Source organism: Siphonobacter sp. SORGH_AS_1065, assembly GCF_030818595.1.
In the GTDB taxonomy this organism is placed as follows: domain Bacteria; phylum Bacteroidota; class Bacteroidia; order Cytophagales; family Spirosomataceae; genus Siphonobacter.
In genome coordinates this window covers 4,562,017-4,574,397 of sequence record NZ_JAUTAM010000004.1, presented here as the reverse complement: position 1 = coordinate 4,574,397, position 12,381 = coordinate 4,562,017, and the positions used below count along the sequence as shown (strand labels likewise).

Below are 12,381 nucleotides of genomic sequence, written 5' to 3'. Positions count from 1 at the left end.
AAACGTCTCAAACTTTTTCAACCCATTTTAAACTTTTAAAACTCCCTTTATTGTTTCATTACTAACCAATCAAAAAATCATGGTAAAATCTCTGGTATTAAGTTTCTGTTTACTCCTTAGCGGAATGGTTTGGGCGAAGGACGAGCCTAAAACGGTGAAAATTAAAACTTCAGCCATTTGCGGCATGTGCAAAGCTCGAATCGAGAAAAATCTGGGATTTTCGAAAGGCGTGAAAGATGCCAACCTGGATTTGAAGGACAAAGTAGTAACCGTAACCTACGATGGTAAGAAGACCGACGAAGCTCAGATCATCGAAACCATTACAAAGACGGGTTACGACGCAAACGCAGTTCCTGCGGATCAGAAAGGCTACGATAAATTACCTGCCTGCTGCAAGAAGGACAGCAAAATGAAACATGAGTAATTAGTGTTCGGCGGCCGTCGCTACGGTTTGCCGTTTACTGGGTTCAGTTATATAACAAAAAAGGTTCGTTTCACTCTAGAAACGAACCTTTTTATTGCGTCTCGGTAGAGGCGGTTATGGCTGCTGATTGGGATTACAAATCCCTGGCAGATGGCTTTCGGATTGCAAATCCGAAAGAGCGGTCACTGTAAAGTATTATTCGACCAAATGGCCGGAAAACTGGGCCGAGTTATCCAGAATTTTTCCGCCTCTTCTAAATCCTAGACCGCAGCCTTCTCCGGCAAAAAACACGCCAGCCTGGTAGCGATTCCCCTGAGCATCGGCGGGAAATTCGGTATATTCCTGATAAATAACCGCCTGCTCGCCGTATTCACCTTCCGCCTGTTCGGAGACGGCTCCGTTTGTATCCAGAATTTCAACATTTGCTCCTTCGCGGCCAAACAATACTTTCCGAACGGATGGTTTTCCAGTGGGAGCCTGATCAGTGGTGGGTAATAACAAAGGGTGATTCGGGTAAAGCTCCCATAACACTTTCAGGATTGCTTTCGACTGAAACAGTAAAGTATAAGCTGGGTTAATAATCACCGTTTTCCGATTCTTTACCATCTGAGTTAATAGATCGGCCAAATCGGGCTCGTCCCAGGCGATGTATTCCCAAGGAATGAGCTTGAACCAGAAGTCAAATTTCTCGAACGTACCATTCTGAGGATTTTGGCGGAATAACCCTTCGCTGGGGGAGAATTCCACTTCGTCTACATACGCATATTCAATGTCAAAGCCGGCTTCGCGGGCGGCTTCTCCGATGACCTGCACGTTCGCATCATCCTCGGGCGTATCCCGCATGGAAGAGATCAATAGGGTAGGCGTAAGGTCGGAGTTGAGGTTCCGAAGAATTTCGAAATTCTCAACCAGCGATTCGTACAAGGTATTAAACTGAGCCGCTTCATCCAAACCATTGGCCTTTAAATGGGCCCACTGCACAATGCCCGTTTCAGGAATGCAGGTAGCGGTGTCGGCGTTAAATTCAATGAGTTTAATGGGTAAACCACTAATTCCACCCGCCAGGTCAAATCGTCCGTACAGATGCAAATGGCGGTCATCATTCCAGGACAATTTCACCAGATCAATCAGGTTTTCGGGAATGCCGAGTTCTGCAAAGCGATGCTGATCAATGACGGCCTGTCCGGCTTCGACGAACATTTCATAAAGATCATTCGCCGCGTCATAATAAGCCTGAGCTTCGGTCTGATTAACGCTGACTAATTCGTGGGTAAGGTAAGGCAGGGTATCGGAACCAAGCATCCAGTCCCAGCCAATCTGACGAAGCTGCGTTTCTGGTGAGGTTGGCAACGTTTTTATTTTGATCATAAAAATAGCGTTGAAATGGGTTTTGAGTGTGGGGTTTAGAGTTACTGATAATTATTAACGTGAGTTCAAGATAACCCCAGAGGGATTACATTTTGTATAGCCCCGAGTGGTAACCCAGGGAAACCATTGGATGCGATTTAGAATAGAAGAAGGCGACGATGATGCTCTAACTCAAAACACTAAACCCAAAACTCCTAACATAAAACTTATCCTCCATAGCTCCGGCTGCGGCTTCCGCCGAAGAAACCACTGCGACCACTGGATGGACGGGAGGTTTTGACGATTCTGGTACTGCGGGAGCTTTGTACTTCCTGACGAACATCGTTGGAACGGCGGAAGGCACTGCTATTACTGTAAAAACGCGAGCGTTGCTGTTCTTCATCGGGACGGCCGTAGTATTGCTGATAGCGGCGGTTGTTGAGTGAGTTGGCTAGAAAATAACCCATTCCCCCCCAAAGCAGGGCACTACCCAAGCCGCTATGTCCGGCGTGATACTGAGGGTTATCCACTACTTCCCGGTCAATTAAAGCTTTGGCCGACTGGGCATTTAAAGTATCCCGGTGCCCGTCGTAATACCGGACAATCGCCTGACTGCTGTCTGCCGCTACGGACACTTCGTCCGTAATTTTGAATTCTCCCGGACTCGTTTCCGTAATGTACGTACGTACGCCTTTACTAAACGTGGTTTCTCGTTTTTCCTCGTATTGTTGTTCATTAGAGCCGCCGCAACCCTGAAGGGCAACCGAGCCCGTCAGAAGAGCCAGAGCGATGGTACTGCCAATGGTAATGTCTTTGGTTTTCCTAACAAAACTTCCTTTTCGCGTGGGTGTCATGGATATAGATTTAGAATGATGGATGTAAAATTTTTCGATAGTTGTTCTTGAAAATGTGTTACAAAAATGGAGTTAATCCGCTCATAATTGGAAGAATGATTTAGTCCAGCGGTAAAAAATGACCCGCCTTACGGGCACTTTTCGTGATGAACTCCTGAAAAGTTAACGCATAAAACCGTTCTTTGTGTTCACATGAAAACCATGCTTGATTCACTTATTGAACGAATTGCAGCTCTACAATCGACGGGAGACGCTACTTATGTGGCAGGTCTTTTTCCTTCGCAGCGTCTCAAAAAAGAACTGAATTACCTTCGGGAAGATTCCAATATTTTCTTTACCGCCATTACCATTTTTACACTTCAGGAAATCCGCTCTTCTTTGTCGGGGCGGAGCCAGCAAATCGTTGATGACATCACTGATAAGGCGGCTTCTACGTATCCCCTTTATCAAAATAAGCACGGTTTAGCGACGTATAACTTTTACCAGACCCAGCCTTCCCATCACTTCCCCAACGGTCGAATCATGCATCGAACGCAGCATTTTAAACTGCCTGATGATGTGGATGATACCGTCATGATTTACCTGATTACGCCGCGTTCACAGGAAGAGCATCTGTGGCTAAAAGCGAAGTTAAGGGCTCATGCCAATACGATCAAAGGCTTATCCAAAACCGGTCCTTTGGCATTTCGGAAGCAAAAAATTTACTCCACCTGGTTTGGGGAAAAAATGCCAATTGATTTTGACGCCAGCACCCTGTCCAATGTGATGCTCTGGGTTTTTCGGAATCAGTTACCGCTGGACGAATTCGATCAAAATGTGCTGGAATTCATTGCGTACAGCATCCGTTCGGGGGACTATCGGGAGCGACCCCTGGAGGTTTCAGCGTATTATGCGACGACGCCCTTGATCATGTATCATGTCGGTCGATTACTGGCCGAAGTCCCAGTGTTGAGTGATTGTAAGCCCCTTTTAATCCGGGATATGAAAGCCTGGAAATCCGAGACGTTCATGGATCAGCTCATGCTGGCGACAACGCTTTTACGGCTGGGCGAAGATCCAGGTGAGGTAATTCCAGCCCACTGGACATTTGAGACCCTACTGGAACAATCCCGGCATCATTACTTTTCTATCGCCCCTATTCTGAATTATTACCCGCAAACCCGCTGGTTAACCCACTGGAAATTAAGCCATATTAACTGGGAGTGCCCCGCTCATTCGCTGGCTCTAGTGGCGGAGTATTTGGTTTTGAAACAGCAAAGAAATGCTAACAGTAACTTCCCGAAAGACTAAAATATCGCTGCCAGCTTTTTCGCTGGCAGCACTGATACCCAGGTCAAGGTGCGTACGTATCACTTCAAATAGTTGCTGCCAGCGAAAAAGCTGGCAGCGGTAGCATCTCCTAACTGCCGAAAGTCTTAAGTCAAGACACTTAATTTTCGGAAGTTGAATAGAAGAAATAAATTATAAAACACCGCTGCCAGCGAAAAGTTGGCAGCAATTTAATACCCCGACCTGTCATCCAGAGCGAATGAATTCGTTGTTCTTCCAAAGCTATGATTGGCATTAGGAGTGTCGGCAATTATAAACTTTGACAAGCTTCCTGGAAGGCTAAAATACCGCTGACAGCAATTGTTTGGGGGCATACGTAAGTATTTTGGCATTAGTGCTGCCAGCGAAAAAGCTGGCCGGGCCACGCTGGCAGCGGTACTTAGTTACTGAAATTTCTCGAAATAAATTACGCCAAAAATTGCTTCACATAATTTCTGGAAGTCAGAATGGCGGCCTGTACATCGCGAAGATTGCCTTCATAGGCTTTATCTTCCACTTCAATTACCACGGGGCCACGGTAACGAACGTCGGTAAGAGCAGCGAAGAAAGCCCGCCAGTTGACATCTCCCAGTCCGGGAAGTTTGGGTGAATGATAGAGGGATGGATTTGCCATAATCCCCACTTCATTCAGCTTATCCCGATACACTTTTACGTCTTTCAGGTGAATATGATGCAGGCGATCCTTGAAGTCATAAATCGGACGAATTTCATCCATCATCTGCCAGATTAAATGGCTAGGATCGTAGTTCAGACCTAACGTCGGAGAGGGGATAATTTCAAACATTCGCTTCCAGATCGCGGGCGTAGTCGCCAGGTTTTTACCCCCGGGCCATTCGTCGTCCGTATACCACATCGGACAGTTTTCAATGCCGATTTTAATGTTATGCTCTTCCGCTTCTTTCACAATCGCGGGCCAGTGTTCGGCGTAGAGTTTTAAGTTTTCAGTAACCGTCAGCTTCGGATTCCGCCCAATGAACGTATTAACCACAGGCACTTTCAACTGAGCTGCCGCCCGGATGATTTTCTTGATGTGTTCGCGGTAATACTCCGCCTTCGCCGGATCAGGATCGAGGGGATTGGGGTAATAACCTAAGCCTGAAATAGATACGCCGTACTCTTTCGTCCGGTTGTGAATATAGGCTACGGCCTGAGCATCCAGCTCATCCACGTCGATGTGCGTAACTCCGGCGTATCGGCGGGCTTCCGAGTTATCCTTGGGCCAGCACATCAGTTCTACGCACTTAAAATCGTGTTGAGAAGCAAACTTTAATACGTTTTCAAGATTATAGTCTGGCAAAATAGCCGAAACAAAGCCGAGGTCAAGCATGGTAATTTAATTTTTAATGAGGAAATCAATTTTGAATGTTTGAGTGAGAGAGCAATGTTGAAGGAGTGAATGAGAGAAGGAGTGAATAGTTGTAGGAATTTGATTTATCATTCAGTCATTATGGTAAAACGCAACTGAACTTTTGAGATTTAAATGATTCCTTCATTCTATCCTTCACTCATTCAAAATTGACTCCGTCGAGCTGGTACCGATGCGTTGGACTCCCATTGCTTTGAGTTTTAGGACCTGCTCCAGCGTACGGATGCCACCCGAAGCTTTAACTGCAACGGTAGGGCCGATGTGATCCAGCATGAGGCGTAAATCGTGTTCGGTAGCCCCTTGTGATTCAAACGCTCCCGTTGAGTTTTTAACGTATCCAAACCCTGTGGATGTTTTCACAAAGGCTACTCCAACTTCCGTACATATTTCGCAGAGTTTAATTTTATAGGAATCGCGGGGTAAGAAATCGTTCTCGAAAATAACTTTAAGAATGGCTCCGTGAATGACACAAACGTCCTGAATGGCCTGAATTTCAGACTTTATGTACGCCCAGTCTTCACTTAATACTTTGCCTATATTCACGACCATGTCAATCTCCGTAGCTCCTTCTTCGCAGGCTTGAATGGTTTCGGCAACTTTTACCTGAGTGCTAGGGCTGCCATGCGGAAAGCCAATGACTGTGCAAACCAATACGCTGCTGCCGGATAACCATTCGGCGGCTTTTTTAACCGCATACGGCTTGATACACACCGAAGCTACGTCATATTGAATCGCTAATCGACAGCCTGCTTCCAGTTCCGCATCCGTAAGCGTAGGGTGCAGTAAAGCATGGTCGATCATTTTAGAAACGGACATGATTTTAATTTTGGATGAGAGAAGGAGGGAGTCAATGTTGAAGGAGTGAATGAGCGAAGGAATGAATGAGTAAATAATTTAAATCTCAAAAGTTCAGTTGCGTTTTACCCCAATGCCTAGACGATAAATCAAATTCCTATTCACTCCTTCCACCCTTTAACATTGATTCTCTCCTTCATAATTGCCTATCAGCACTGATTTTTTCGATGATCTTTTCGGCGTGAATGCGGGAGTTTTCGATGAACCAGACGTGCGTATCCATACCGCCGCAAACAACACCCGCCAGATAAACGCCGGGTTTATTACTTTCCTGATTTTCGGGATCGTAGGAGGGATAACGTTTTTCGTCATCCGACAAAGTAATTCCAGAACCCGTGAGGAAATCGAAATTGGGTTGATAACCCGTTGCTGCTACCACAAAATCATTGGGGATGGTAACGAGGCCATCGGGTGTTTGAATATCAACTTCCGTTTCTCTAATTTCCATCAGGTTCGAATGGAAGTAGGCTTTGATTGAACCTTCCGCAATCCGGTTTTCGATGTCCGGTTTTACCCAATACTTCACCCGGCGACCAATTTCACCGTCTCGAATGACCATGGTTACTTCAGCACCTTTGCGGTACGTTTCCAGAGCGGCGTCTACCGAAGAATTGTTTGCACCGACCACCAGTACTTTCATTCCCGCATAAAAATGAGGCTCAGAATAGTAATGCGTTACCTTGGGCAAGTCTTCCCCCGGAATATGCATCAGGTTAGGTGTGTCATAAAAACCAATCGCAATGACTACGTTCGAAGTGAGATACGTTCCTTTGGAAGTTCGAACGATGTACTGACGATTTTCAAGGCCGTCTATGCTTTGCGTATGATCCTCAATCGCATCTACTTTCTCAAATAGCCTGATATGCAGCTGGTTGGACATCGCCACACGGCGATAATATTCCAGAGCTTCCGCCCGGGTTGGTTTGGCGTTGTTGGAAACGAAGGGAACGCCACCGATTTCAAGGCGGTCACTGGTGGAGAAGAAGGTCATATTGGCTGGGTAATTGTAAATCGAATTAACCAGACAGCCTTTTTCCAGAATGACGTATCGCAGGCCTTTTTGTTTGGCGTGCAGGCCGCAGGCCAAACCAATGGGGCCGCCGCCGATGATGACTACGTCGTATAATTGATTATCTGCCATTTTCAAGAGAAGAACTAATGTAATAAGTCAACAGAGCATTTTGTTGGAAAGGTTCAAACGAAAATTAATTCAAACGTTCAATTTCCCGACGGATGTTTGCTCTGGCCTGAGTTTCGTACTGATCCTGAAAAAGATGCGTCTTGTAAATATTAGCCATAGCCAGAAATACATTCAGAATTTTCTTACGGCCATCGGCGTAAATAGCCTCAGGGATAGCCTGAAATTCGGTTCTTATTTTCTGGGCATAGGCATCATAGATTTCGGGAGATTCTCCCAGAATCGCCAGATCAAGGTCCAGCAAAAAATCCAGATCGCTGTCTTCGGTATGATTGGCGTGCGTCTTCGTCGAAAGAATGTACTCATAAATGGTACGAATGGATTCCGTACTTAAATCCGTTTTTGATAGCCATTCCTGAGCTCGTTCGGCACTCTGAAGTTCATTATTCGTGTAAAGAGGTTCGTAGATAACATCATGGAAGGCGATGCTCAGCAAAACAATATCCGGCTGGTGCAAATGTTCGCGGTGAGTTGAGAACAGGTCAAACATATGCTGGATATGCGTCCAGTTATGATACGGGCGAACGTCCGTATTGCTATAATATTGATCCAGAAAAGCCATTACCTTCTCGGCGTAGGACAGATCGGATACCGATTGCAAAAGTGCCTTCAATTCCTCCATAACTCAAACCTATAAAAAAGTATGCGTTTACAAAATGATATAGGTTATAAAAAGCAAACGACTCGCGGGTAGGCGAGTCGTCTGAAGGATAGGGTCAACGCATAAGCTACTTAGCTTTAAGGCCCAGAATAACGTCCATTTCTTTTGTCTTAACAGTAGTAAGATCAACTTTCTTTTTTTCTAGGACTGCGAAACCTAAGACATAAGCAAGAAAATTTTCATTATCAAGTTCTAGATATGTTTCTGGACTTTTAGAAATATCCAATTTTTCTCCTAAGAATAGCTTTAAAGTTTGTCCATCAAGGCTAACAATTTTGAAACTGATATCCTCTTTATCGACAGTAACCTTTAAAATATTATCTGTAAGAGTCCATTTTCCCGTTTCTTTATCGCCGTTTTCGTCAGTGCCTACATACTCGCCATTTTCCTTTAATAGCATACCCGTAGAAGAGGCATCAGCATCACCATCTACCGAGTAAGTGTTACCGTCTACTTTTACATCAACGCTGTTTCCTACCCAATTTTTGTTAACCAGATCGGATTTTTTGATGGGATTAGAGGCATCTTTGTTATCTTTTGAACAACTAACTAAAGTGAAGATTGAAATAAATAAAAGGATGGTGGAAGATCGTAAAAAATTCATGGTTAGGATGAGTTTATAATGGTTGAGGTGGCAATATGCAAATTGTTTTAATTGATATACAAGTTAATTTTAAAAATTCATGAAATTATAATATAAACTGATGTATGGCTATCTTTAGGTAAGAGCCTAGATGGTTGTTCAGGAATAAAGTAAAATATTGAGCTATCCTTACTTATCATTCATGATTATTATAGCGATTAAGGTATTTATATAAGTTAATAATTGTGTAGCTAACTATATAAATTAGTAGTCAATATATATTAGGTTAATTTTTTATAAAAAATATCATAAGCGAACTAAAAACTAGTTAAAAAATATTATCGCCAAATAGGATATCGTAAAAAGAAAATTTAATAGGCTCAAGTACTGTATCTAATCCTGTACCAAAAGGGATAACCCCTGTAATTGATTTTTGTAAAAAGCGATAATCAACGAAACTGTAATTTGGATAATAATAAGTAATATCTTTAATTATTTTAGATGTCCATTTGTGCTCCAGCTCCGAAATATTTTCTCGATGAAACGGCCCAAATGATTTCTTTCCATAATTATTTACTAAAGGTGCCTCATTAACAGTATATCTATAATCAGCTTCAGAAGTAAAGCTTTCAGTTATGAATACAGTAAAATAGGAAGACATTAGAGAAACAGAAATATTTATATAAGAATCTTGATATATTCTGTTATTTGATGATGAATAAAACTTTAAAGCCATTTTTAAACTTGGCTCTTGATAATAAGATAGATCTAAAAGCTCGAATTGGGGGAAGTCATTGTGAATAGCGTGCTTAAATAGGTTCCAATCCTTGGGGCCACTGTGACCATCTATAAGTGTATTGATTTTTTCCTCTACAATCTGCTCAAGTTTAGAATAGCCTATATACCTATCTCTATAAAAGGGTAGACCGATTGGGTAATATTTACTTATAGCTTCTAATAAAAGAAATGCTAAGTTAGCTTGATTGGATGATTCCATGGTTACTAAATAATTGTTAACTTGGACATTCAATATATTGTAAAGGCCCAAGTTAATAATTATTTAGTAACCCTACTGAGCATTATTGATTTTTATACTTTCATTGCTCATTATCATTTGCATGAATTAAATAGGGTTATAAAAATGAATACAAAAATTGAAAAAAGATTTATCTTAGAATTGATTTCATAACTTGTAAAGCTTATAAGACAAGGTTTAAATATTTATCTAATGAGTGTAAAGTGGATATCTATATATTGTATATGTACTAAGAAAGAAAATAAAGTATTTTACTGACTCTTCCTGTATGTTTATAGCTACTGTAATATTAAAGATATTTGTCTTATTATCAATTAATTATATGTAGTTTGTTTTGTACAATGGGTAAAACAATTCTAATGGCAACAAAAAAGTGGTATTAATTAAGTGCATAAAAAAAGCCGCTTTCTTGCGACAAGAAAGCGGCTTTTTTATGTCTTAACTAATCTTATTGAGCAATTAAACCAGCCCGGCGTAACATGGCATCGGGTTGAGGTTCGCGGCCCCGGAAACGTTTATAGAGTTCCATGGGCTTCTCAGTACCTCCTTTCGATAAGATGTTATCGCGGAAAGATTTAGCGACTTGTTTGTTGAAAATACCTTTCTGTTTGAAGAGATCAAAAGCATCCGCATCCAGTACTTCACTCCACATGTACGAGTAATAACCGGCTGAATACCCCCCCGCAAAAATGTGAGCAAACGCTGGACTAAGAGCCGTACCTTCCACAATTGGGTATACTTCCGTCTGAGCAGCTACTTCTGCTTCTACCTGTGCCACCGTTTTTCCACTGGGAACTTGTCCGTGCCAGGCCATGTCGGTCAGGCCGAGGTTAATCTGACGAGCGGTACCTACGCCAGCCATGAAGTTGGAAGAAGCTTTCAGTTTCTCAATATATTCCTGCGGAATAACTTCTCCCGTTTGGTAGTGCTTGGCAAAGAGTTTCAGTACTTCTGGTTCAAGGCAGAAATTCTCCATGAACTGACTGGGTAACTCAACGAAATCCCAGGAGACGCTGGTTCCGCTCAGGGCGTCATACTTCACGTGTGAGCTCATGGCGTGTAGGGCATGACCGAATTCGTGGAAAAGTGTTTCCACTTCCCGGAAAGTCAGTAAGGAAGGCGTCGTTTCGGTAGGACGGGTGAAATTACACACGTTCAATACGTGCGGACGAACATCTTTCCCATTGGCAAAATGCTGCGAACGCGTGCCCGAATTCCAGGCTCCAGCCCGTTTGCCGGGGCGGGGGAAGTAATCGCCGTACCAAATGGCTAATAACTGGCCTTTGTCGTCCAGAATTTCATAGGTTTTTACTTCTTCATTCCAGGTTGGAATATCTTTACGTTCCTTGAAAGTCAGGCCGTACAACTTATTCGTCAGCGTGAACAGACCCTCCAGAACGTTTTCAAGTTTGAAGTAAGGCTTCAGTAATTCGTCATTAATCGAGTACTTCTCTTTCTTCAGTTTTTCCGCGTAGTAACCCGCATCCCAACGTTGAAGAACGGGTTCAGCATATCCCTGTTTTCTGGCAAATTCAGTTAATTCCTTGATTTCCCGTTCGGCTGCGGGTTTGGCGTAGTTCAGCAGGTTTTTCTCAAACTCCATCACCTTCGCCGGATTTTCTGCCATGCGTTCTTCCAGTACGTAATCCGCCCAGGTTTTATAGCCTAGAAGCTTGGCTTTTTCGTAACGCAGCTTTACAATTTTCTGGATGATTTCCTGATTGTCGTTTTTGTCGCCTTTAAAACCGCGTTTATTATACGCTAACCAAAGTTCTTTCCGCAAAGCTGCGTCGTCGGCGTATTGCATGAACGGGCCGTAGCTGGGAGCCTGAAGCGTAAATACCCACCCTTCTTTATTCATCTTCTTCGCCGTTGCTTTGGCGGCTTCTTTTACGAAGTCAGGCAACCCAGAAAGACGTTTTTCGTCGGTTACCACAAGGCTGTATTCATTCGTTTCCGCGAGGTTATGCTCGTTAAACTCGATGGATAACTGCGATAACTCCTTATTAATCTCGCGAAGCTTGTTTTTGTCGGTTTCCGAAAGGTTCGCACCACTGCGGGCAAAACCCTTGTAGGTTTTCTCCAGCAACATCTGATCTTCCTTGTTGAGTTTCAGCTTGTCGCGTTCATCCCAGACGGCTTTTACCCGGGCAAAAAGCTTATCATTCAGCGAAATATCATTGCTGTAATCCGTTAACAGCGGCGAAGCTTCACGAACCGTTTTCTGGATTTCGGGTGTCGTTTCCGCACTGTTCAAGTGGAATAAAATGGGGGTTACGCGGCTTAGCAATTCTCCGGCATTTTCCAGAGCCACGATGGTGTTCTGAAAAGTGGGCTTTGCCGCGTTAGAAATGATGATATCAATGTCTTTCCGACCTTGCTTCATGCCTTCCTGGATGGCTGGGATGAAGTGTTCTACTTTGATTTTATCGTAAGCGGGCGTTTCAAAAGGAGTTTTAAACGCCTGTAAAAGAGGATTTTCTTCCATAGGTACAGACTTAACAGTAGCGTTAGGGCCCTGAGCGTGAATCAGCGAGGGACTAGCCGCCAGACTTAACAGCAGAGGGAGTTGTTTAAGTTTCATAGTCTATTGATGTTAGGTAAAACAAATAACGAATTTGCTAAGGAAACCGTGTTTTACCAAACCGCTCATGGAAAAAGCGGTAGACGGATTGATAAGTTATAGAGCTATGTTTGTATTTATTAATAAAAGAATAATCCAAAACAC

General features: G+C 43.3%; 11 protein-coding genes. 2 read left to right on the top strand and 9 right to left on the bottom strand.

Annotated features, from left to right (window positions below; translation table 11 throughout):
* Positions 1-79 precede the first annotated feature (79 nt).
* Complete coding sequence (locus QE390_RS19800; RefSeq protein ID WP_106635854.1) at positions 80-424, top strand: heavy-metal-associated domain-containing protein; 345 nt, start codon at positions 80-82, stop codon at positions 422-424.
* A gap of 195 nt (positions 425-619) precedes the next feature.
* Here the strand turns inward: QE390_RS19800 and QE390_RS19795 are convergent, their stop codons facing one another.
* Both QE390_RS19795 and QE390_RS19790 read right to left on the bottom strand, forming a co-directional pair.
* Complete coding sequence (locus QE390_RS19795; protein WP_307143452.1) at positions 620-1,792, bottom strand: glutathionylspermidine synthase family protein; 1,173 nt, start codon at positions 1,790-1,792, stop codon at positions 620-622.
* A 206-nt stretch (positions 1,793-1,998) separates the two neighbouring features.
* Positions 1,999-2,625, bottom strand: a complete 627-nt coding sequence (locus QE390_RS19790; RefSeq protein WP_307143451.1) for a hypothetical protein — start codon at positions 2,623-2,625, stop codon at positions 1,999-2,001.
* A gap of 201 nt (positions 2,626-2,826) precedes the next feature.
* Here QE390_RS19790 and QE390_RS19785 point away from each other — a divergent pair, with 201 nt between their 5' ends.
* Complete coding sequence (locus tag QE390_RS19785) at positions 2,827-3,915, top strand: hypothetical protein (RefSeq protein ID WP_307143450.1); 1,089 nt, start codon at positions 2,827-2,829, stop codon at positions 3,913-3,915.
* 445 nt (positions 3,916-4,360) lie between these two features.
* Here QE390_RS19785 and QE390_RS19780 read toward each other — a convergent pair whose 3' ends face one another.
* From QE390_RS19780 to QE390_RS19750, 7 genes are all read right to left on the bottom strand, one after another.
* Positions 4,361-5,281 (bottom strand): sugar phosphate isomerase/epimerase, encoded by a 921-nt coding sequence (locus QE390_RS19780; protein WP_307143449.1) that lies wholly within the window; start codon positions 5,279-5,281, stop codon positions 4,361-4,363.
* A 174-nt stretch (positions 5,282-5,455) separates the two neighbouring features.
* Positions 5,456-6,136 carry a deoxyribose-phosphate aldolase gene (gene deoC, locus QE390_RS19775; RefSeq protein ID WP_307143448.1) on the bottom strand — a complete coding sequence of 227 codons (681 nt, stop codon included), beginning with the start codon at positions 6,134-6,136 and terminating at the stop codon, positions 5,456-5,458.
* Between the two features lie 175 nt (positions 6,137-6,311).
* Positions 6,312-7,316, bottom strand: coding sequence for a YpdA family putative bacillithiol disulfide reductase (locus tag QE390_RS19770; protein ID WP_307143447.1), 1,005 nt, complete (start codon positions 7,314-7,316; stop codon positions 6,312-6,314).
* 64 nt (positions 7,317-7,380) lie between these two features.
* Positions 7,381-7,995, bottom strand: a complete 615-nt coding sequence (locus QE390_RS19765; protein ID WP_307143446.1) for a hypothetical protein — start codon at positions 7,993-7,995, stop codon at positions 7,381-7,383.
* A 106-nt stretch (positions 7,996-8,101) separates the two neighbouring features.
* The gene (locus QE390_RS19760; RefSeq protein WP_307143445.1) at positions 8,102-8,638 is read right to left on the bottom strand and encodes a hypothetical protein; all 537 of its coding nucleotides are present in this window, start codon (positions 8,636-8,638) and stop codon (positions 8,102-8,104) included.
* Positions 8,639-8,945: 307 nt separating this feature from the next.
* Positions 8,946-9,614 carry a hypothetical protein gene (locus QE390_RS19755; RefSeq protein ID WP_307143444.1) on the bottom strand — a complete coding sequence of 223 codons (669 nt, stop codon included), beginning with the start codon at positions 9,612-9,614 and terminating at the stop codon, positions 8,946-8,948.
* A gap of 487 nt (positions 9,615-10,101) precedes the next feature.
* Positions 10,102-12,237 carry a M3 family metallopeptidase gene (locus tag QE390_RS19750; RefSeq protein WP_369804093.1) on the bottom strand — a complete coding sequence of 712 codons (2,136 nt, stop codon included), beginning with the start codon at positions 12,235-12,237 and terminating at the stop codon, positions 10,102-10,104.
* Positions 12,238-12,381 lie beyond the last annotated feature (144 nt).